Genomic DNA, 21807 nt, shown 5'->3' on the forward strand with positions numbered 1-21807 from the left:
GTCCGCCAGGGACTCGATGAGGTTGACCGGTTCCCCTCGATGATGCTCACGATGCCGTTGGCCACGCGGGAGTAGTCAACGGCGTCGGTCACCGAGTCGGTGACGGCGGCCACGGCGGTGCCGCGCTGCCCCAGGTCGAGGATGACGTCGACCGTGAAGAGCTGGCCCTCCTCGCGTTCGAAGGGCAGGACGCCGTGGTGGCCACGGGCGGACAGGCCGATGAGGCTGATCCGGTCGGTGGTCGCGGAGACGGTGGTGCTCACTGGTGTTCCTTCCAGAGGGAGGCGGTACGGACGGCGGCCCGGTTGGCCGGGACCTCGTGGACTCTGACGGCCCAGGCGCCTGAGGCGGCGGCCAGGGCGGTGGTGGCGGCGGTGACGGCGTCGCGCTGGACGGGGGTGGCCTCGGCCTCAGCGGCCTGGGCGAGGAAGCGCTTGCGGGAGGAGCCGACCAGGAGGGGCCGGCCCAGGTCGGCGATGAGGCGGGAGGTGGCCGCCAGCAGCTCCCAGGACTGGGCGTGGGTCTTGGCGAAGCCGAGGCCGGGGTCCAGGACCACCTGGGCACGATCCACCCCGGCAGCGTCCAGCTCGGCCAGACGCTCGCGCAGCTCGGCCTCGACTCCGGCGACGACGCCGCCGGGGTAGTCGGTGAGCCGGTCCATGGTCTCGGGGTCGCCGCGCCAGTGCTGGCAGACGTAGACGACGCCGGTGCGGGCGATGAGGTCGTGCATGGCGGGGTCGGCCAGGCCCCCGGAGACGTCGTTGATGATGTGGGCGCCGGCGTCGATGGCGGCCTCGGCGGTGGCGGCGTGGATGGTGTCCACCGAGATGATGGCGCTGCCGGCGGCGCCGGTCCCGTCGGCGAGGAGGGCGCGCACCACGGGCAGGACCCGGGAGATCTCGGTGTCGACGTCAACCTTCTGGGCGCCGGGGCGGGTGGACTCCCCGCCGACGTCGATGATGTCGGCGCCCTGGGCGATGAGCTCGCGGGCGTGGGCGACGGCCGCCTCGGGGTCGGCCCAGCGGCCGCCGTCGGAGAAGGAGTCGGGGGTGACGTTGAGGACGCCCATGAGGAGCGTCCGGTCGCGGGGCACGAACCCCGGCAGGGGGGCCGGGGCGGCGGCGGGAAGATTCGTCACGGGGTCAGGCTAACGGTTGGCCCGCCGCAGCGGGAGGACCGAAACATCTTCAGGCCACCTCACACTGAGAGCCGGGACACGATCCGGCGGGGTCAGGGCCGCTCACTTCGACCAAAACTTCAGAATCGACACGGCTCCGCGTCTTCTATGAAGTTTTGGTCGAAGTGATGGGGCCACACCACTGCCGGCAGCCGGCGGGCCTCCCTCGAAAGGCGGAGACGCCGCTGCAGTCCGTCCCTTTGACGCATTCCGATTCTTCTCCGCGATTCCTAGCCTCGAGGCATCCACCGACTCCCCAGGACCATGCGACTCATCGACCGCGGCTCTTGCTGGGAAAGAACAACGAGAAAAGGACTGCTGATGCCCGCCCTGCTCGATCTACGCCGCAGTGCTGCCGCTTTCGTGGCGGTGGCCATGAGTGCGGCCCTCATCGTCTTCGTCTTCATCGTCTCCGACTCCGTTCGGACCAGGATCACCGAGAGCGCCCGCGCCAGTGTCGGTGACGCCGACGTGGTGGTCCTGGCGGACCACAAGGACGACGCCGCCAGAGGCAGGATCTCCGAGCGGGCCGTGCAGCAGGTCTCCGCGGCTGACGGGGTCGCATCGGTGCGCCCCTATGTCGAGGGATGGGTCCTGACCGGCCGCCGGGGCACGACTCAGGAGAGCAATCTCCCGGTCCTGGACGTACCGGCGCTTGCGGGCAGCACCCGCCTGGTGGAGGGCCGCTTGCCGCAGGCGGATAACGAGATCGCCGTCTCCCCCGCCGTCCTGGAGCGGCAGCAGAACGTGAAGGTCGGCAGCACCCTCACACTGAGGGCCTCCGAGGACGCCTCCTCCACGACCGTGAACATTGTCGGCGTGGTCCGGCCCGGGGCTGACGTCACCCGGTACGACGCCGAGGACACCCCCTACATCTTCGCCACCGGCCAGGCTCAGGCCGCCATGGGGCTTCCCGACGCCCCCGCCGTCCTCTACGTCACCGGGAAGGCGGGGACCAGCGACAAGGCGCTTCTCAGCTCCGTCACCGGGGCCCTGGCCACCGCGCAGCCAAGTGCACAGGCATACACCGCCTCCGAGATCGTCACTATGCGCGCCAAGGCCTCCGACGGCACCGCCTCCAGGACGATCACTCTTCTGCAGATCCTCGCCCCCGTGTGCGTCGTCGTCTCCGGGATCGTCATCGCCACGACCTTCACGACGCTCATGGCGCGCCAGACCCGCCAGATCGGTCTACTGCGCTGCGTGGGCGCGACCCGCCGTCAGGTCGTGGGCTCTGTGCTGCGCACCGCCCTGCTCACCGGGCTGGCGGGATCGGTCGCCGGAGCCGCCGTCGGAGCCGCCGTCGCGGTGCCCGTCATCGGCTCCGGCCTCATCGAGGAGGTCGAGTCTCGTCACCTGACCATCTCCTGGACCTCCTTCGCCCTGGCGGTCCTGGTCGGCACCGTGGTGACCCTGGTCTCCATCCTGAGACCAGCACGCCAGGCCAGCCGGGTGTCTGCGCTCATGGCACTGACCGGGCAGACCGCCGGCCATCAGTCACTGAGTAGACGGCGGGTGACTGCTGCCGTCGCGGGGGTAGTCGTCACCGCGCTCGGCCTCGGCCTCATCCACGGCGGAGTCATCTGGCGGGTCCTGGAGATGATCGGGGCGGGTGCCGTGGTCGCCGTCCTCGGGATCATCCTTGCGCTTCCCCTGCTCGTCGTCGGAGCGTCCCGCCTCGTCGGATCGGTCTGCGGTCAGGAAGGCAGACCTATCCTCCACCTGGCCACCCGCAACCTGGCCCGCCACCCCGCCCGCACCGCGGCGACCACCGCGTCCCTGCTCGTCGCCGTCGCGGTGGCGGCCGCCATGTCCAGTGGCCTGTCCAGTGTCGCCTCCTCCTTGCGAACCTACATCAGCCACTACACCCCCGTCGACATCACCGTGGGAGAGCTGAGCGCGGGCCAGGACCCCTCCTCAACCGTTGCGAGGATAGCCGCCGTTGACGGCGTGGAGGGCGTCGTCCCCGTGCCACAATTCGAGGTCACCATGACCGGCGGTCGCCAGAAGGACCAGAAGGAGGCCCTGACCGTCTCTGCTGTCGACGCGAAGACGGTCTCCCCGGTCATGCGCTCTCGGAAGGCGCTGGAGGCTCTCGATGACCGGGTTCTCCTGCTGGACCGCACCTACAACATCGCCGACGGAACCCCCGTGATCCTCACGGGGCCCGCCGGCAGCGTTGACCTCACCGTCCGGGTGAAGGAGGGGGTCGACGCCGCCGTCACCCCCGCCGTCGCGCATCGGCTGGTCGGCAACGCTCCGACCGCCTCCCTCCTGTGGGTGCGCGCCGACGGCGATGGTACGGATCCGGCTCCTGTCTCCGCCGTCCGCAAGGCAGTTGCGGGCAGCGGCCTTTCCGTCGGCGACTCCCAGGAGGGCCGCATCAACCTCACCGATCAGGTCCGCCAGATCTCCATAGCGATCGGCGCCATGCTGGTCTTCACTCTGCTGATCGCCCTGTCAGGCCTGGCCAACACCGTCGATGTCAGCGTCCTGGAACGCACCCGGGAGATCGGGGTCCTGCGCGCCACCGGCACCCAACGCAGCGAGATCAGGCGCCTGCTCATCACCGAGGCCGTCCTCACTGCGCTCCTGGGCGGCATCATCGGTATCCTGCTCGGCTGCGGGGTGGGTATCGCAGGGGCGGCCGCCCTGCTCACCACCGACTCCACCAGCCTCCTGACCGTCCCGGTCCCATGGCTGGCCCTGATCCTGGTCGGCATTCTTCTGATGGCCGCCGCGGTCGGTGTCCTGGCCTCGCTGCGTCCCGCGGAGAGCGCCAGCCGGATCCCGCCCGTCCACGCCCTCGCTCAGGACTGAGGAGAGCCTCCTCGACCGTCCCTCTGCTCACCCTCTTACCCTCTGCCCACTCTGCTACGAGGCCTGAGAAGTGGCTGCCCCGTGCCCTGGTTCCAGGGCACGGGGCAGCCACACCTTCGTACCGCCTCACCTCCGCCTTTCGGTGGACAGGGGCTCGCGCGTCCCGTCCTTCGACGCATTCCGTTGTGATGGCGCCGTTTCTAGGCTTTTTCACGTCAACAGGGCAACCCCCGGACGCGACACGAATCAGACGACCGGCCCTGCCTACCACACGAGTCAGCCACACGAGAAGGGTCCTGAGATGACGACTCAACCCCAGCCCCCGTCCTTCAGCCACGCCGCCAATCCCGCTCCGGTCCCCCAGGGAGGACGGGTGGCCCAGGGAGCACCGGCGGCACCTGCCCCTGCTGCCGCCCCGATGCACGTCGTCGAGGCCCGCGGCCTGACCAAGGTCTATGGCGAAGGCGAGGCCCGGGTCGTCGCCCTGGACTCGGCGAGCCTGGTGGTGGGACGCGGCGAGTTCGTGGCCATCATGGGCCCCTCCGGCTCGGGCAAGTCCACTCTCTTGCACTGCCTGGCGGGCCTGGACACCCCCACCTCCGGCAGCGTCCTCATCGCTGGTCAGGACCTGTCGGGCATGAAGGACAAGCAGCTCACCGCCGTGCGCCGCGACCGCCTCGGCTTCATCTTCCAGTCCTTCAACCTGCTGCCTACCTTGAGCGCCGAGGAGAACATCCTCCTGCCTCAGCGCCTGGCCCACCGCAAACCACAGCGGGACTGGTACGACGCCGTCATCTCCACCCTGGGCATCGGCGACCGCCTGTCCCACCGGCCCCACGAGCTCTCCGGCGGCCAGCAGCAGCGCGTGGCCGTAGCCCGCGCCCTCGTGGGCCGCCCCGAGGTTGTCTTCGCCGACGAGCCCACCGGGGCGCTGGACACCGCCTCGGCCGCCGCCCTGCTAGAGACCCTGGCCGGCATGTGCGAGCGCCTGGGGCAGACCGTCGTCATGGTCACCCACGACGAGCAGGCGGCCGCCACCACCAACCGCATCATCCGCCTGCGCGACGGGCACATCACCGGGGTCGAGGCCGTGCGCCGCCCGGCCGGTACCCGCGTGGCCGGGTCCGGCGCCCATCACGCCGCGGGCCACTCCTCCGCTGCCGGCCCTGCACCCCGGATGGAGGCCCGCTGATGCCTTCGCTCCTCGATCTGCGGCGAACCATCTCCGCCCTCGTGGCCGTGGCCATGAGCGCCGCCCTCATCGCCTTCGCCTTCATCATCTCCGACTCCTTCCGCACTCAGACGCAGACCAGCGCACGGGTGTCCGTAGGCGACGCCGCTGTCGTCGTCCAGGATGGTCGTGGGGCCAAAAGCACTGAAAAAGCCCTGGACGACTCCCTCCTCAACCGGGTCTCCGCCCTTGACGGCGTCGCCTCGGTCCGCGGCGCCCACTGGGACATGCTGGGGCTCGACCTGCCCAAGCAGCTGAGCCACTCCGTCGGAGCCCAGATCGCCGCGCAGGACGTCCCGGCGCTTACCAAGTTCACCACCCTGAGCAGAGGCCGACTCCCCAAGACAACCGGCGAAGTCGCCATCGACTCCATGCTCGCCGAGCAGCAAGGCCTGAGCGTCGGCGACACCATCCGGCTCACGTCCAAGATTGACGACGCCAAGGCCGTCCACTCGGCACCCACAGTGGTCGGCATCATCTCCGCCGGGGCCGACAGCAGGGAGACCGACACCGACACCCTCTACGCCACCACCGAGCAGCTCCAGGCAATGGGCGCTCGTATGGACTACCGCAGCCTGCACGTGAAGGCGAAGCCGGGAACGGACGCAAGCGCACTCCTCACCAAGGTGTCTCAGACCGTTCACTCGGTCCAGCCCGCCGCATCGGTTCAGAGCCGAGACGAGGCCATCGCTCAACGCGCCCAGGCGCAGACGGGCGGCACAACGATTGCGAGCATCATCAATCTCCTGGCCCCGGTCTGTGCGGTCGTCGCCATCATCGTCATCGCCACCACCTTCAGCACCCTGGTGGCGCGTCAGACACGCATGGTCGGACTCATGCGCTGCATCGGCACAACCCGCCGTCAGGTGATGCTCGCCGTCCTGCGCACCGGACTCATGACGGGTCTGGTCGGCTCCGTCCTGGGCGCGGCACTCGGGACCGGCCTCGGCGCCATCGCGGTGTCCTCGGGAACCTTCGCGGACCTCAAGGCGGATCAGCTCACCATCTCCCCAGTGTCGCTCGGGCTCACCGTCGCCCTGGGGACGCTAGTCACCCTCATCGCGGTCCTGCGCCCGGCCCGCAAGGCCACCCGCATCTCACCGCTCGTGGCGCTTACAGGACAGGTCACAAGCACCAAGCAGGCCGGACGCAGAAGGATGTGGGTCGCTGTCGCCGGAGTCATCATCGCTGTCATCGGTGCGGCCATCGTCGCCCTCGGCATTCAGGCCTCCGATATCTACATCACAGCATCTGGAAGCGCCGTCGTCGTCGTTGGGACCGTCCTCAGCCTTCCTCTGCTCGTCACCGCCATCATTGGCTTCATCGGCAAAGTCAGCGGGGACACTCGACTCCCGGTGCTGCAGCTGGCCACACGCAATCTGGCCCGCAACTCCGGACGCTCCGCCGCCACCGCCGCCACACTCTTCGTCTGCGTCCTGGTGGGGTCAGCGCTCTTCGTCGGCCTGTCCTCTCTGAACGCCTCCTTCGACGCCATCCTCGGCCACAGCTCACCCGTGGACGCCAGGATCTTCGGGGTCACGCCGCAGACCGATACCGCGCAGCTAACGAAGCAGGTCAAAGCAGTCGACGGCGTCAAGGACGTCACCTACGTTCCCACCCTCGACCTGACCCAGACCGTCGACGGAGAATCGGAGGACATCAGTGTCGACGTCATTGATACCGGCAGTATCGCGCCTATTGCACGGTCCACCAGCGGCTTGGAGGGCCTCGATGACAAGACCCTCATCGTGAGCGGCATCTATAACATTCCGGACGGCTCCACAGTCACCCTAACCGGGGCAACCGGAAGTGTTGAGCTGACGGCTCGCGTCCAGGAGGGGTGGGGAGCTGTGGTCAGCCCGGCAGTGGCCCAGCGCCTCAATGGCGATACTCCCACCAACGCCACCGTGTGGGTGCGCTCCACCGGCAATTCCATGACATCCGATACCGAGCACGCCCTCATTGCGGCCATCCGCGGTCAAGAAATGATGGTGAGCGGAAGCGCGTCAGCGAGCGAGCAGATGTCATCCCTCATCACGAGGATGGCCCTCATCGTCTGCCTGGTTCTGGGCGCAGCCCTGGTCATCGCCTTGTCCGGGCTGGCCAACACCACGGACGTCTCGGTACTGGAGCGCATTCGGGAAATCGGGGTTCTACGCGCCACCGGCAGCCCTCGCTCGGAGATCAGGAACCTCATCGTGACCGAGGGGGTCCTCGTGGCGACCGTGGGTGGGGGCCTGGGACTCCTCGTGGGGACGGCGCTGGGCGTTTCCGAAACGCTCGCGATGGCCAAGTCCGCCGAAGGCATGACGGTGCACGTCCCCTACTTCGCACTGATCGGCATGTTCGCCGTGACGCTGGCCGTGGGCCTGGCGGCCTCGCTACGCCCGGCCGGCCGGGCCGCCTCGGTGCCGCCGGTCAGGGCCCTGTCCGAGGAGTGAGGAGACCGGCGGTGAGGGCTGCTCCAGTGACCGGGACGGCGGACTCAGGCCCCCTGGGTCTTGTGGACGGCGACGACGAGCTTGAGTCGGGACGGGACGTCGTACTTCTTCATGAGGTGGGAGACGTGGGTCTTGACCGTGGACTCGGCGACGACGAGTTGCTCGGCGATCTCGGCATTGGAGTAGCCCTCGCACAGGAGGGTGAGGACCGCCTGCTCGGCCTCGGTGACGTCGGGGGCCTGGGCCGTCTGCGGGGAGCGCAGGTGGCGGGTAACGAGCCGGGAGGTGGCGGCCGGGGAGATCGTGGTCCCGCCCGCGCTGGCGGCAATGACGGCGCGGATGATCTCCTCGGGCGAGGCGTCCTTGAGCAGGAAGCCGTTGGCGTGCTGGGCCAGCGCGGCCACCATCGCCTCGTCGTCGTCGAAGGAGGTCAGCACGACGACGGCCGTGCGGGGCCACTGACGGCGCACCCGGGTGAGCAGCTCCAGGCCGTCCATCTCGGGCATGCGCACGTCGGTGAGCAGGACGTCCACGCGGATCTTGTGGAGGAAGGCCAGGGCGTCGGCGGCGCGGGAGAAGGTGCTGGTCACCTCGATGCGCTCGTCGGAGCTGAGGTAGGCCCGCAGTGCCTGCAGGACGAAGGGGTCGTCATCGACGATGGCGACGCGCAGGACCTGCGAGGGAGCAGCCGGAGCATCAGTCACGTTGGGAACCGTCATGGAGGGATATTATCCGGATCAGTTCAGGGGAAGGTGGTGAGACGGTGTCGGCTGTTGCGGCGAATCTGATGCAGCCCACGCGGTACACGACGTGGCGGCCGACCTGGCGGCTGCACCTGGCGCACGCCTCCCTGGCCGCGCTGATTACTCTGTTCTCGATCGCGACGACCTGGCCAATGTCCTCCATCGCGGTCCTCTCCGAGATCATCGGGGGGCTGGCGCTGGCGCTGAGTAGCCGCTTCCCGTGGCCCGGGGCCCTGCTGGGCAGCGCGTCGGCGTGGACCGCCACCGTGGTGCTGACCGACGTTCCCTTCTCTCCGGGCATCATCCCTTGGCTGTGCACGGCGATCCTCGTGGCCCGCGGCTTCTCGCGTATGCCCGCCTACAGCCTGGTGGTCTTCTCGCTGGTGATCCTCATCGCCGATATCCAGTGGAACGGAGCGAGCCCGCCCTGGTTCACGCTGCTGCAGGTCTCGCTCTTTATCGGGGGCGGGGCCATCACTGTGGCCGAGCTCATCCGCAGCCCGCGCGACCAGGCCGAGCGCTCCTTGCACACCTACCGCGAGAGCATGGAGCGCCAGCGTCTCCTGGTGGTCACTGAACTGCATGACACGGTGGTGCGGGACCTGACGCACGCGGTCATGACGGCCGAGCAGGCCCGACTCGCGCATCCCCAGGACGCGGCGCTGGCGCCCGAGCTGGACGCGATGACGGTGGCGGTGCGCGCGGCGGTGGAGCAGATGCGGCACGCGCTGCGCGCCATGAGTGACATCCGCGGGGGCGAGCGACTGGATATCGAGGCGACCTCCGCGCCGCGCCCACTGGAGGCGGTCATCTCCGATGCCGCGGCCATCCTGGGACAGCGGGGGGCGCACCTGGAGGTCGAGGGCCTGGAGCTGCTCGGGATCCCCGTGATTCCGCCGGGCGTGCGCCTCCAGCTGCTGCGGGTGCTGGGCGAACTGGTGTCGAACATGTCCAAGTACACGGCTCCGCAGGGGCGGGCGAGGCTGGTCATCGAGTCCGACGGGCGATCCCTGGAGGCGATGGCAAGTAATGACGTCGGCCTCCCGGGGCAGGTCGGTGGCGTGTGGGCGGGCGGCGGCGCGCCGGGTAGTGGCGTACCGGGCTATGACGCCTTCTCCTCGGGCCTGGGCCTGGAGGGGGCGCGGCGCCGCGTGGAGGCCCTGGGCGGCAGCCTGAGCGTGAGCCAGGGCGAGGGCCGCTGGACCACGGTCTTCAGCGTCCCCTTCCAGGCGGTCTCCTGACAGGCCCGCCACCATGGCCTGACACAAGACCCTGCCGGCGCCTCAGCCCGGACACACGACCTGCCCCGCACGGCGGCCCGGGCATAAGGCCCTTCACGACTCCGTGGCCCGGATATGTCGTATGAGGTTGCGTAACCGGCGCTTGCATCCTGCCACCTGAGATGGCACCGATTGAGCCCAGCACGACACGACCAGCCGTCGGCACCGTCAACACCGTCGACGGCATGCCTCCTCCATCATCCATCCGGTAGCCCTCCGTCTCAGAACCCATCTCCCAACATCCCGGCAACACGAGAGTGGTCAACATGCCTTTTCCCGCCTTCGACACTCAGACATCCTTCACATGGCACCCCACGCAACGCACTCACCTGCTCCATGCAGGAGTTGCCATCTTCCTCCTAGCCACCTCAGCGGCATTGGGAGTCCCTCATACTCCTTCCGCCTTCCTGGTCACCGCCATGAGCCTGGCCTGCCTGCCCCTGGCATCCCGGCTTCCCGCCGCAGGAGCAGCCGCAAGCCTGGCCATCGCCTGGTTCGCCGCCAACTCCCCTTACGATCTTGGCGGCATTGCCGTGGCACTGCCGTGGGGGCTTTGCATCATGCTCCTGGGCCGGGGCCTCCGACGCGACATGATCTACCCCCTCGCGTTCGCAACGACGTTGTCACACCTCTCAGCAACACCAACGTGGTATTTAGGACTGATCCAAACAGCGACTATTGGCGTTCCTTGTGTGGTGATCGGTGAGGTCGTCCGCCATCACCGCCTCCAGGCCAACGTCGCCGAGCAGGAGCGCCGGCGCAAGCTCGACCAGCAACGACGCCTGGTCGTTTCCGAGCTCCACGACACCGTTGTACGCGACCTCAGCCACGCCGTCATGATCGCCGAGCAAGCCCGCCTGGCCGACCCCCACAACGCCCGCCTCAACCAAGAACTCGCAGCCATCATCACCCCCGTACGCACCGCTGTCGAACAGCTACGACGCAGCCTCAAAGCCATGAGCGCCGCCGAAGGAGACGACTCCCTCCTCCTCTTGGCCGCCTCACCCCCACCGCCCCTGACTGACACCATCCGCGCCGTCCGGGAAACCCTCGCGCACCGAGACGCCCACCTGACTACCCACGGCACCGACCTGCTCGACAACCCCAGCATCGGCCCTGGCGTCCGCCAACAGCTCGTACGCATCATCGCCGAGCTCATCAACAACGCCGCCAAATACACTCCTCCCTCCAGCACCGCCACCCTCACCATCGAGACCGACGACAACACCCTCGAGTGCATGTGCACCAACCCCATCGACCCCGGTCGGCCCGCCAGCACCGCCACCTCATCCCAGCTCGGTCTCTTCCAAGCCCAGCAACGCATCGAATCCCTGGGCGGCTCCCTCCACACGACCCACACCATCGACCGCTGGACCACTATCTTCACCATCCCCCTCCAACCCATATCCCCAATGCCCACCGACTGAGGCACCGGCGGGGACACTCCGCGCGGCCGGGTGCCAACCACTCCAGCCGGGGACATGTCACGCGTTCGGGGACAGCCGTCCTGTACCCGAACGCGTGGAACTGCACCCGTCGATGTCGAATGTCCCCGGCCGAGAGAGCCTTCTGCCCGCGCCACGCACCTCAGAGGCCCGTCCGGCCAGTCCGCCCTCGGAGGAAGTGAGCGGGATCGTGTCCACATCGGATACAAAGGCTCGGGCCAGCCCCACACTGACGAAAGAAAACCGCATGATTCCGCGGTTCACATGGACGGCCAAGGAGCGCTGGCGGTCCTTTGTCACCGATTTGGACATTCTGGCCCGCGATCGCCGCCGGCGCGTTATCAGTGTGCGCTGCCGAGCTCGACGAGGAGTACCCCGGCCATGATGAGCGCTATGCCGGCCACCATGGTGCGGGTCAGCGGCTCACCGAAGAGGAGTCTGGAAGCGATTGCTGTGACGGCCACTCCCCCGGCCGACCAGATCCCGTATGCGACACCGAGCGCCATCCCCTCCTTGAGGGCCAGGGTCAACAGGGCGAAGGCCCCCAGGTAGCCGGCCATGACGAGGCCGTACCATCGCAGTCCTCTGCCGTCGGAGGCGAGCTTGAGCGAGAGTGTGCCGGTGGTCTCGGAGGCGATAGCCGCCACCAGGTAGAGCCCGCTCATGACGCCTCGCCCTCCTTGTCCTGCGTGCCTGCTCGCTGCGCCCCGACCTCGACGAGGAGCACCCCGGCCATGATGAGCGCGATGCCGAGGGCGACGAGCACCGTGATCGGCTCGCCGAAGACGAGCATGGACAGCACGGCGGTCAGCGCCACGCCCAGGGCGCCCCAGAGTCCGTAGGCGACACCGAGCGGCATGCCGGCCTTGAGCGTCAGCGACAGGAGGATGAAGGCCAGCGCGTACCCGATCCCAACCATGACGTAGAAGCCCGGCTGGTTGAGGGCCTGGCGCAGGGCGAGGGTCGCCGACACCTCGGAGATGATGGCGCCTCCGAGCGCCGGCCAGGCGCACACGCCGTGGCCCGGCGCCCCCGGGCACTCCTTCCGCGCACCAAGCACCGTCCGGCCGGTGGGAGCGCCCGGGCGGCATGCGTTCCCCCACGTGGACGGGCAGAGCACGTCCCTGACCGTCACGCCCGGTTCTCCGCGGTCTCGAGCCGCCGGCAGACCATGGAGCCGAAGGCGAGCGCCGGGACGATCATGAGCACGGCGTTGGGCCCCCACCACAGCGGGTCGAAGTCACGGTAGAAGGACCAGAAGGAGATCGCCATGAACCCGGCGCAGAAGGTGAGCATGAGCCCAACCGTCAGCACCAGGTCCCCGATCCTGCTGCCCACCCGCGTCAGGTGGGCGCCGAGGAAGACGGTCAGTGCGGCGGCCACGTCGAGCGGGAAGAAGGACCAGTTCCAGGCCTGGATGACCTGGTTGGAGTAGTCCTTGAAACGCAGGTGCTCGGGAATGAGATTGAGGAAGACGGCCGCCCAGTAAAGCAGCAGCCCGGCATCGACGGCCACCAGCAGCCTCTTGTACGTGGGACTCATCGCCCCACTATTTCACCGGTCCTCCCCGGTGTCGAGGCCCGACCAGACCTCAGGACCACCGGCCCAGGACCAGGCTCATGGCCTCGGAGCGGGTGGCGGCGTTGCGCATGATGCCGCGCACGGCGGAGGTGACCGTGTTGGAGCCGGGCTTGCGCACGCCCCGCATCGACATACACAAGTGCTCGGCCTCAACGACCACCAGCACCCCCGGCGGCCTACGCCCAACCCAACTTTATTAGAACTAGATAAAGTTAAGTAAAGATCCTAAGATGACCACGTGGACAACATCAACAACCCGTACACACCCAACGCAGGAGCAGCCCCGGAGGTCCTCATTGGTCGCGACGGGCAGACCGAGGCGTTTTCTATCCTACTTCAGAGGCTCAAACGAGGCCGGACAGAGCAATCGATGATCATGACCGGCCTGCGCGGCGTCGGCAAGACCGTCCTGCTTAACAGGTTCGCAGAACTCGCCGAGATGGCAGGATGGGAGTCAATCGAGCTTGAAGCGAGCAAGCACGATGAAACAGCATTCCGTCAGTCCATCTTCTCCAAGTTCCGTGCCGCACTTCTACACATATCGCCTCGTCGCCGCTGGAGCGAACGCGCTCGACACGCCGCAGAAGTACTCAGCTCCTTTGTGCTATCGATCGACCAATCCGGCACTTTTTCCGTCACGTGGGACGTAGACCCGTCCGAGGGCTACGGGGATCACGGCGACCTAGGGCTAGACCTCACAGACGTATTTCTAGCCGTAGGAGAAGTTGCAAAGGAAAAAGGAACCGGGATCGTCCTACTCATCGACGAAGTTCAATTTCTCACCACCGTTCAGCTTGAATCACTCATACAAGCGGTTCACAAGTCCGTTCAGAAGAAGCTCCCCATCACTTTTGTGGGAGCCGGCCTACCACAGATCGCCGAGCTCGCTGGAGACGCCAAGTCTTACGCAGAAAGACTGTTCAAGTTCCCACGCATCGACTCCCTCACCCCCGAGGAAGCCCGACAAGCGCTTGTGGGACCCGCAGAAACCGAGAACGTGTCCTACGACGAAGATGCCGTGGACCTCGCAGTCAGCCTCACTCACGGCTACCCGTACTTCATTCAGGAGCTAGGGTACCAAGCATGGATCGTAGCGAGCGGAAACCACATCACGGCAGAAGACATCAGTACCGCTAAAGACGCATACGAAGCAAAGCTGGACGGGTCGTTCTTCCGCGTACGACTCGACCGTGCAACCCCCCTTCAAACCGCATACATGAGAGCCATGGCGGAACTCGGCTCCGAGCCCCAGAAAGCAGCCGATGTCGCCTCCCTCATGAAACGAGAGTCGTCACAGGTGGCACCCATCAGGTCTCAACTCATTGACATGGGGCTGCTATACACGCCCCAGCACGGCTATGCCGCCTTCACCGTCCCGGACTTCGACAAGTTCATGATGCGAGCCGTGCCCTATCTTGAGGTCCCAGAGATTCAACATCGCCGTCGACGCAAGAAATAAGGCCACCATTCCACTCGGGGAGGCAGTCGCTGGCTTCCGGTGTCGAGGCCCGACCAGACCTCAGGACCGCCGGCCCAGGACCAGGCTCATGGCCTCGGAGCGGGTGGCGGCGTTGCGCATGATGCCGCGCACGGCGGAGGTGACCGTGTTGGAGCCGGGCTTGCGCACGCCCCGCATCGACATACACAGGTGCTCGGCCTCGACCACCACGAGCACGCCACGGCACTGCAGGCGCTCGACGAGGGCGTCAGCGATCTGCCGGGTGAGCCGCTCCTGGACCTGGGGGCGCCGGGCGTAGCCGTCCACGAGGCGCGCCACCTTGGACAGGCCGGTGACGCGCCCGTCCTCACTGGGGATGTAGCCCACGTGCGCCAACCCGTGGAAGGGCAGCAGGTGGTGCTCGCACACCGAGTACATGGGGATGTCGCGCACGAGGACCATCTCCTCGTGCCCGACGTCGAAGACCCGCTCGACGTGCTCGGCCGGGTCCTGGTCGAGGCCGGCGAACATCTCCGCGTAGGCGCGCGCCATGCGCTCGGGGGTGTCACGCAGCCCGTCGCGCTCGGGGTCCTCCCCGATGGCGACGAGCAGGTCGTGCACCGCCCGCCGCACGCCCTCGGCGTCATAGCTCATGGTCAGCCTCTGTCTCTCCGCGCCTGCCGGGCCCGCCGGGCCCGGGCCGGCTCAATGGTTGTAGCCCCAGTAGTCGTCGCTGCCGTGGGAGTCGTCAGGCTCACCGCCGGCTTCGTCACTGGCGGGGGCGGGCTCGACGACGGGCAGCGACTCGTCGCTGCGCCACAGGGGCCGCTCGGGCTGCTTGATGACGCCCTCGAAGATCCTCTCCAGGTCCTTCTCCAGGAGCGTCTCACGGCTGAGGAGCTCCTCGGCCAGCTTGTCGAGCACGGCGCGGTTACGGGTGAGGATTTCCCAGGCCTCCCGGTGGGCGGCGTCCAGCAGGCTGCGGACCTCGGTGTCGACAGTGGCGGCGACCTGCTCGGAGAAGTCACGGCTGGTGGCGTTGAGCCCCAGGACCGTCTCGCTCTCGGTGGTGCCGAGCTTGACGGCGCCGACCGCGCTGGTCATGCCGTAGTCGGTGACCATCTTGCGGGCCGTGGCGGTGGCCTTCTCGATGTCGTTGGAGGCGCCGGTGGTGGGGTCGCGGAAGATGATCTCCTCGGCGGCCCGCCCGCCCATGGCGTAGACGAGCTGGTCGAGCAGCTCGTTGCGGGTGGTGGAGTACTTGTCGTCCTGAGGCATGACCTGCGTGTAGCCCAGGGCGCGCCCGCGCGGCAGGATCGTCACCTTGGTGACCGGGTCGGAGTACGCGCCGGCGGCCGCGCACAGGGCGTGACCGGCCTCGTGGTAGGCGGTGACGCGCTTCTCGTGGTCGCGCATGACGCGGGTGCGCTTCTGCGGTCCGGCGATGACACGGTCGATGGCCTCGTCCAGGGCCCGGTTGTCGATGAGGTGGGCGTTGGAACGGGCGGTGAGCAGGGCGGCCTCGTTGAGGACGTTGGCCAGGTCCGCACCGGTGAAGCCGGGGGTCCGCTTGGCCACGAGGTCGAGGTCGACGTCGTCGTTGAGGGGCTTGCCCTTGGCGTGGACCTTGAGGATGGCGGCGCGACCGGCCATGTCGGGGGCCTCGACGCTGACCTGCCGGTCGAAGCGGCCCGGGCGCAGGAGGGCCGGGTCCAGGACGTCGGGGCGGTTGGTGGCGGCGATGAGGATGACGTTGGTGTTGGCGTCAAAGCCGTCCATCTCGACGAGGAGCTGGTTGAGGGTCTGCTCACGCTCGTCGTGCCCGCCGCCGGTGCCGGAGCCACGGTGGCGGCCGACGGCGTCGATCTCGTCGACGAAGATGATGGCGGGGGCGTTCTCCTTGGCCTGGTCGAACAGGTCGCGCACACGCGAGGCACCCACGCCGACGAACATCTCGACGAACTCGGAGGCGGCCATGGAGAAGAAGGGCACGCCAGCCTCGCCGGCGACGGCCTTGGCCAGGAGGGTCTTACCGGTTCCGGGCGGGCCGTAGAGGAGGACGCCCTTGGGGATCTTGGCGCCCACGGCGCGGAACTTCTCCGGCTCGGAGAGGAACTCGCGGATCTCCTCAAGCTCCTCGACGGCCTCGTCCTCGCCAGCGACGTCGGCGAAGGTGACGTCGGGCATCTCCTTGGAACCGACCTTCGCCTTGGAGCGGCCGAAGCCCATGGCGCCGCCGCGCCCGCCGCCCATGCGACCGATGAGCCACCACATGATGCCGCCCAGCAGCAGGGCGGGGACGAGCAGCTGGACGAGGGATGACCACCAGCTGGTGGTGGGCACCACGGAGTTGAAGCCCTCCTTGGGGGCGGCGGCCTGCACGAGGCGGTCGACCTGCTCGGCCTGGGCGTCGGTGTAGGAGAACTCGACCTTCTTGCCCACCGGGCGCGACTCGATGCCCTTCTTCTTGGGCTGGACGTAGGTGGTGGTGAGGTCCAGCTCGACGCGCTGGTTGCCGTCGACGACGGTGATCGACTTGATCGTGTCCGGCTTGTCCCGCAGGAGCGTCAGGCCGTCGGAGGTGTCGATGGTGCGGTAGCCGAACATCGAGGAGAAGACGGCCCAGCCGAGGATGACGACCAGGAGGAAGGGCACCAACCACAGGAACGGGTTGCCCAGGGTGTCGCGGAGCTTGCGGTCGCGCTTGTTGCGGTCGTTCTTACCGGCCTTGCCCGGCTTCCCCGAGTCCTTGCGGCCGGGCTCGCGCCCAGAATCTTTCATCGTGCGGTAGGTCCCTTCAACATACTGATTCCTCAGACGTTAGCGGATAGCACGGCAAAGGTCCCATTGCGCTTGCTCACGTTCGCGCCGGGCGTGGCCGGGAAGATCCGGCCGAGTGGGCCGATTGGAGGCTGCCTGGGCGCGAGGACGCACCATAGGGTCCGAGGACTGCGCCCCGGGGGGCGCGTTCGTGCGCCTTATGGCACGTCCGCGACGACGTCGATGACGCCCATCCCGTAGGCGCTGTGGGAGCCGACGCTCGTGTAGCGGGCCAGGGCCATGAGCTGGGAGAAGACGGCGGTGATGGAGCCGGCGGCGGGGGCGCTGATGCGCAGGGCGCCGACGCTGGCGGGGATGCGGCGGCTGGAGAGGCGTCCGCGGCGGTCGGCACGCGGCATGCCCAGGCCGACGACGGTGCGGCGGGTGCGGTCCTGGGTGATGAGGACGGAGGTGAGGCGCTCGCGCTCGGGGAGCTCGGGGGCCAGGGGGCGGCACCAGTGGCGCCAGCGCGCGTGGAGGCTGGTGGCCAGGGAGGCTGCGGTGACCTCGGGGACGTGGTGTCCGCGGGAGGTGAAGACAGTGGGGGTGAGCAGGTGGATGTCCCAGGCGGTGGAGGCGGTCTGGGCGGCGAGGTCCTCCCAGTCGGCATGTTCGAGGACCTGGGCCTCGATGGCGGCGAGCATGGTGGTGGCCTGCCCGCCGTCGCCGATGGGTAGGACGCCGCCCCAGGCAAGCCAGGCGTCGAGCGTTTCCAGGAGGCGGTCGTCGAGGAATCGCAGCTCGACGCCGAGGCCGTCCGGGGTCTGGGTCATGTCGCCCAGGCAGTAGGGCTTGGGGCCGGGCTGGTCGTGGGGTGGGCGGTGAGCGAGGGCGGGCAGGCGGGCGGCGCGCTCGGGGCTGACTCCTTCGGGGAGGTCGAGGACTCTGCCCCAGGCGGCGTGAAGGCGGCGGGGCGTGGCCTCGACCGGGCCGGGCGCATCGAAGCGGACGAATACGGTGGCGGGCACTCGACGGGGCTCCTTTGCGGCGTGATGTGTGGTGGGTGCGGCAGTGGAGGCCGACGGCGGCGCGGGCTGGTGGCGGGAGGCTGGAGCAAGGCCGTCTACCTTTTTCTTTCTGACGACACTACCGGAGGGGAGGCGGCCTGTACGGGGAGTTCGAGAGGTCGACGTTCTTCAGCATCGAGGGCCAGGAGGAGGCGGAGAGGGAGAGGCCCGGCGGCGCGCCGGTCGAGCCACGGAAGCACAATGTGTCGACAGTCACGGCTAGGAACATCGATCTTTTGGCTTGACGTCGTTGGAAGTTGGTGGCTTGAGGCGCCCGAGGGGGCGTCGGTGGCGCTTGGCGTCAGGACGCCGAAAGGTGGTTAAATAGGGGCACTGCTGGCCGGCCCCGCAGGGTGCTTGCGAAGCCGGTGGCGCTCCTGCACCCGGAAGTGGCGCAACGACGCCGTTCCCAGAGGCAGGGGTCAGAAAGCACCCAGCACCAGAAGGTGCATTAAGACGTGAACGGAGCCATGACAAACTCACCAGAGTCGTAGGTCAGAAAGCACCCAGCACCAGAAGGTGCATTAAGACGTTCCTGAGCATCGCTTCTACGTAGATGTCCTTTACCAGTCAGAAAGCACCCAGCACCAGAAGGTGCATTAAGACAGGTCAGCGAGCCACTCCGGCGGCTCGACATAGCTCGTCAGAAAGCACCCAGCACCACAAGGTGCATTAAGACCGGATTTTAAGTCCGCTACGTCTGCCATTCCGCATCAGAAAGCACTCAGCACCAGAAGGTGCATTAAGACGTCCAGGGGTCCATCCTCACCGGTCATCCCCGACAGGTCAGAAATCACCCAGCACCAGAAGGCCTATTGACGGAACTTACAAGTCCATCCTCATCTCCTTAACGAGTTGAGCAGCCAGGCGACTCAACGGAGGAAGCGCCCTTGACGCCGAGTTCGGGGCCTGACTCCGCCCCTACCATCAGGATGTACCCGCAGTCACAGGCGGGAACGTCGGCCTTTTGGCTTGAGGTCGCTGGAAGTTGGTGGCTGAAGGTGCTCAAGGTGCCGTCAGTGCGCTTGGCGTCAGGACGCCGAAAAGTGGTTAAATTGGGACGCTGCCGCCCGGCCCCGCGGGGTGCTTGCGGAGCCGGTGGCGCTCCACCCCCTGGAAGTGGCGCAACGACGCCGTTCCCAGAGGCAGGGGTCAGAAAGCACCCAGCACCAGAAGGTGCATTAAGACCCCGGCAGGTGACCGCCCTCCGTGTACTGGTGGAGTCAGAAAGCACCCAGCACCAGAAGGTGCATTAACACGAGAACTCGCCAGTCATCAACTGAGCAGCCTTGGGTCAGAAAGCACCCAGCACCAGAAGGTGCATTAAGACTTGGCGCGCAACCAGGCAGGACTGCCGTAGGCAGACGTCAGAAAGCACCCAGCACCAGAAGGTGCATTAAGACAGAATCATCCTGTCATACAGGTGCTCAGCGTAGCGTCAGAAGGCACCCAGCACCAGAAGGTGCATTAAGACGCAAGCGTGATAGAACAGGCCAGCAACCTTGTTCTGTCAGAAAGCACCCAGCACCAGAAGGCGCATTAAGACCTCTCCCACCCTGCCCGCAGGGACGGTGTACTCGGCGTCAGAAGGCACCCAGCACCACAAGGTGCATTAAGACTCCAGTGACGGATAGGCGCACGACCTTATTCTGTCGTCAAAAAGCACTCAGCGCCAGAAGGTGCATTAAGACCTCCTGTGCGCTTCCCACGCTCCCGCTGACTGACTACCATCAGAAAGCACCCAGCACCACAAGGTGCATTAAGACTCGCCATGCCGCAGATAATAGACAGCCTCCCCATAAGTCAGAAAGCACCCAGCATCAGAAGATGCATTAAGACGTCGTCAATCTGCCGGTTGATCTCATTCATCCACGCGTCAGAAAGCAACCAGCACCAGAAGGTGCATTAAGACGCGATGTTCTCGGCCATCTGTCGCCATGCCTGACGTCAGAAAGCACCCAGCACCAGAAGACACATCGAGACACTCTCTGCCGGTCGCCTCGCGCTCCCCAGCCGCGGGACCCCTAAGTCCCGACGGACCGACAGAGGAGGCAGGACGTGTCGATAGTCATAGTCGGGAACGTCGACCTTTTGGCTTGACGTCGTTGGAAGTTGGTGGCTGAAGGTGCCTGAGGGGGTGTCGGTGGCGCTTGGCGTCAGGACGCCAAAAGGCGGTTAAATAGGGGGCGTGCTGGCCGGTCCCACGGGGTGCTTGCGTGGCCGGTGGCGCTCCAGCCCCCGGAAGTGGCGCAACGACGCTGCCCCAGAGGCAGGGGGTCAGAAAGCACCCAGCACCAGAAGGTGCATTGAAACCCCTTATCTGCACCGATGGTGTAGTCCGTCATACTGCCGGGAGACAGTTCATAGCAAAAGATACATCACGACGCGAAATAGGTTGCAGTCAGCACACACGCCGGTAAGTCAGAAGGCACCCAACACCAGAAGGTGCATTATGACTCTGCTGTTGAGTCATTCCCTTCTCCTTCGGGTTAGAACGCACCCAGCACCCGAAGGTGCATTAAGGCATATATCGGCACGTGCCGGGAGACCGCATGCCGATCTTCTCCCTTGTCCGCCAGCATCTCGATGACTTCCTCACCGAGCTCTCCGGGTCCCTGCGCTCAGGAATCTACGAACCCGACCCGCTCCTGAGCTTCGGCATCCCCAAGGGCACCTCCGGGGAGGCCCGCACCCTGCACATCCCCTCCATCCGGTACCGGGTCGTCGAGCGCGCGGTCGTCAATGCGATCGCACAGGGCCGACCTCGTCATGTCCCCCTGCTCCTCCGCCTACCGGACGGGCATCGGCACCGACGATGCCGTCGACCACCTCGCCAGGCTGCGAGACACCGGCTACCGCTACGTGCTGCGCACCGACATCGAGGACTACTTCCCCAACCTCAGCATCGAGGACGCCCTGGCCGCCCTCTCCCCCATCGCCGGCTGCCCGCGCACCATCGACCTCATCCGGCTCATCGCCCGGCCTCGGCGCGCCAGGGGCGAGCGGCGCACCCGCAACCGCGGTATCGCCCAGGGCTCCTGCCTGTCCCCGATCCTGGCCAATCTGGCCCTGACCGGCGTCGACCGGGCCATGGGCGACACGGGCTACGGCTACGCCCGCTTCGCCGATGACATCGTCATCTGCAGCCCCCATGAACCCGATCTCCTGGAGGCCCTCGAGCTCCTCGACTCCCTCCTGACGCCCAGACGCCTCCGACTCAACCGGGAGAAAACCGCCATGACCAGCTTCGATGAGGGCTTTCGCTACCTGGGGACGGACTTCTCCCGCAGCTTCCCGCCCGTCGACCCTGCCACGACATCAAGGGCATCCCGACCCGGACCAGGTGGTCTACATCGGCCGCGACGGCGCCCGCGTCCACGTCAGCCAGAAAACCGTCTCATCGTCGACGGCGCCGACGGCCTGCCGCAGGTCTCCATCCCCCGCCGGGCCGTCAGCCGAATCGTCCTCACCGGCGCCGTCGGGCTCTCATCCGGGACCCGGTCTGGGCGCCGTACAACGACATCGACGTCATCTTCCTTTCCCGCCACGGCGGCTACCTGGGCCAGCTCGCCGGCCCCCGCTCGACGGCCAGCGCCCGCCGACTCCTGACCCAGGCGTCCTTCGCCACCGACAACGATGCCCGCCTCCCACTGGCGCGCGCCATCGTGCGGGCCAAGATGCGCCACCAGGTCTCCGTGCTGCACCGCACCGGCCGGCGTAGCCGGGGAAGTGACGTCGAGACGCCTTGCACCACCATTCGGCGGCTGGCTGCCGACGCCGGGCTGTACCGAGGGGTGTGATGAGCCGGCGAAGAAGCCGCTACA

General features: G+C 67.2%; 16 protein-coding genes, 2 pseudogenes and 2 CRISPR repeat arrays. Of the genes and pseudogenes, 8 read left to right on the plus strand and 10 right to left on the minus strand.

The window, feature by feature from the left end; translation table 11 throughout:
• Positions 1–86: 86 nt before the first annotated feature.
• Together AXE84_RS13385 and folP are read right to left on the minus strand one after the other, a co-directional pair.
• Positions 87–263: pseudogene (locus AXE84_RS13385) on the minus strand (dihydroneopterin aldolase); the annotation flags it as partial.
• Positions 260–1138, minus strand: coding sequence for a dihydropteroate synthase (gene folP, locus AXE84_RS02670; protein WP_060956734.1), 879 nt, complete (start codon positions 1136–1138; stop codon positions 260–262). The pseudogene AXE84_RS13385 and the gene folP, both read right to left, overlap by 4 nt.
• Before the next feature lie 360 nt (positions 1139–1498).
• Here folP and AXE84_RS02675 point away from each other — a divergent pair, with 360 nt between their 5' ends.
• The 3 genes from AXE84_RS02675 (at position 1499) to AXE84_RS02685 (ending at position 7669) form a co-directional block, all read left to right on the plus strand.
• Positions 1499–3997: an FtsX-like permease family protein gene (locus tag AXE84_RS02675; protein WP_060956735.1), complete on the plus strand. Its 2499-nt coding sequence runs from the start codon at positions 1499–1501 to the stop codon at positions 3995–3997.
• Positions 3998–4415: 418 nt separating this feature from the next.
• The gene (locus tag AXE84_RS02680; protein ID WP_060956736.1) at positions 4416–5189 is read left to right on the plus strand and encodes an ABC transporter ATP-binding protein; all 774 of its coding nucleotides are present in this window, start codon (positions 4416–4418) and stop codon (positions 5187–5189) included.
• The gene (locus tag AXE84_RS02685) at positions 5189–7669 is read left to right on the plus strand and encodes an FtsX-like permease family protein (protein ID WP_060956737.1); all 2481 of its coding nucleotides are present in this window, start codon (positions 5189–5191) and stop codon (positions 7667–7669) included. The genes AXE84_RS02680 and AXE84_RS02685 overlap by 1 nt, the downstream gene beginning before the upstream one ends.
• Before the next feature lie 44 nt (positions 7670–7713).
• Here the strand turns inward: AXE84_RS02685 and AXE84_RS02690 are convergent, their stop codons facing one another.
• The gene (locus AXE84_RS02690) at positions 7714–8388 is read right to left on the minus strand and encodes a response regulator (RefSeq protein ID WP_003789125.1); all 675 of its coding nucleotides are present in this window, start codon (positions 8386–8388) and stop codon (positions 7714–7716) included.
• A gap of 68 nt (positions 8389–8456) precedes the next feature.
• On the opposite strand from AXE84_RS02690, the gene AXE84_RS02695 reads away from it, so the two are divergent.
• Both AXE84_RS02695 and AXE84_RS02700 read left to right on the plus strand, forming a co-directional pair.
• Entirely contained in the window at positions 8457–9653 is a 1197-nt protein-coding gene (locus AXE84_RS02695; RefSeq protein ID WP_236750113.1) for a sensor histidine kinase, read from the plus strand.
• A 305-nt stretch (positions 9654–9958) separates the two neighbouring features.
• Positions 9959–11119, plus strand: a complete 1161-nt coding sequence (locus AXE84_RS02700; protein ID WP_060958117.1) for a sensor histidine kinase — start codon at positions 9959–9961, stop codon at positions 11117–11119.
• 359 nt (positions 11120–11478) lie between these two features.
• On the opposite strand, the gene AXE84_RS02705 is transcribed toward AXE84_RS02700, so the two are convergent.
• The 4 genes and pseudogenes from AXE84_RS02705 to AXE84_RS12395 form a co-directional block, all read right to left on the minus strand.
• On the minus strand, positions 11479–11802 hold the full coding sequence (locus AXE84_RS02705; RefSeq protein ID WP_060956739.1) for a DMT family transporter: 324 nt from the start codon (positions 11800–11802) through the stop codon (positions 11479–11481).
• The gene (locus AXE84_RS02710; protein WP_060956740.1) at positions 11799–12152 is read right to left on the minus strand and encodes a DMT family transporter; all 354 of its coding nucleotides are present in this window, start codon (positions 12150–12152) and stop codon (positions 11799–11801) included. Before AXE84_RS02710 ends, AXE84_RS02705 begins: the two co-directional genes overlap by 4 nt.
• 116 nt (positions 12153–12268) lie before the next feature.
• Positions 12269–12679 (minus strand): YvaD family protein, encoded by a 411-nt coding sequence (locus tag AXE84_RS02715; protein WP_010614432.1) that lies wholly within the window; start codon positions 12677–12679, stop codon positions 12269–12271.
• A 49-nt stretch (positions 12680–12728) separates the two neighbouring features.
• A pseudogene (locus AXE84_RS12395) lies at positions 12729–12887 on the minus strand (GTP cyclohydrolase I); the annotation flags it as partial.
• Positions 12888–12956: 69 nt separating this feature from the next.
• Here AXE84_RS12395 and AXE84_RS02720 point away from each other — a divergent pair.
• Positions 12957–14177, plus strand: a complete 1221-nt coding sequence (locus tag AXE84_RS02720) for an ATP-binding protein (protein ID WP_060956741.1) — start codon at positions 12957–12959, stop codon at positions 14175–14177.
• Between the two features lie 60 nt (positions 14178–14237).
• On the opposite strand, the gene folE is transcribed toward AXE84_RS02720, so the two are convergent.
• The 3 genes from folE to cas6 all read right to left on the minus strand — a co-directional run bounded on the left by folE (position 14238) and on the right by cas6 (position 17944).
• Positions 14238–14810: a GTP cyclohydrolase I FolE gene (gene folE, locus AXE84_RS02725; RefSeq protein WP_020991919.1), complete on the minus strand. Its 573-nt coding sequence runs from the start codon at positions 14808–14810 to the stop codon at positions 14238–14240.
• A 51-nt stretch (positions 14811–14861) separates the two neighbouring features.
• A complete protein-coding gene (ftsH, locus tag AXE84_RS02730) occupies positions 14862–16937 on the minus strand; it encodes an ATP-dependent zinc metalloprotease FtsH (RefSeq protein ID WP_060956742.1) in 2076 nt (691 codons plus the stop codon).
• Between the two features lie 197 nt (positions 16938–17134).
• Complete coding sequence (cas6, locus tag AXE84_RS13390) at positions 17135–17944, minus strand: CRISPR system precrRNA processing endoribonuclease RAMP protein Cas6 (protein WP_060956743.1); 810 nt, start codon at positions 17942–17944, stop codon at positions 17135–17137.
• A 460-nt stretch (positions 17945–18404) separates the two neighbouring features.
• Positions 18405–18733: a CRISPR direct-repeat array (repeat unit 37 nt; unit sequence GTCAGAAAGCACCCAGCACCAGAAGGTGCATTAAGAC).
• Between the two features lie 401 nt (positions 18734–19134).
• Positions 19135–19822: direct repeats of the CRISPR family, unit length 37 nt; unit sequence GTCAGAAAGCACCCAGCACCAGAAGGTGCATTAAGAC.
• 903 nt (positions 19823–20725) lie between these two features.
• On the opposite strand from cas6, the gene AXE84_RS02740 reads away from it, so the two are divergent.
• A complete protein-coding gene (locus tag AXE84_RS02740) occupies positions 20726–21592 on the plus strand; it encodes a reverse transcriptase/maturase family protein (RefSeq protein ID WP_081093030.1) in 867 nt (288 codons plus the stop codon).
• The gene (locus AXE84_RS13490; RefSeq protein WP_420480490.1) at positions 21541–21783 is read left to right on the plus strand and encodes a CRISPR-associated endonuclease Cas1; all 243 of its coding nucleotides are present in this window, start codon (positions 21541–21543) and stop codon (positions 21781–21783) included. The genes AXE84_RS02740 and AXE84_RS13490 overlap by 52 nt, the downstream gene beginning before the upstream one ends.
• Positions 21784–21807 lie beyond the last annotated feature (24 nt).

This window comes from Actinomyces oris, from assembly GCF_001553935.1.
Lineage (GTDB): Bacteria > Actinomycetota > Actinomycetes > Actinomycetales > Actinomycetaceae > Actinomyces > Actinomyces oris_A.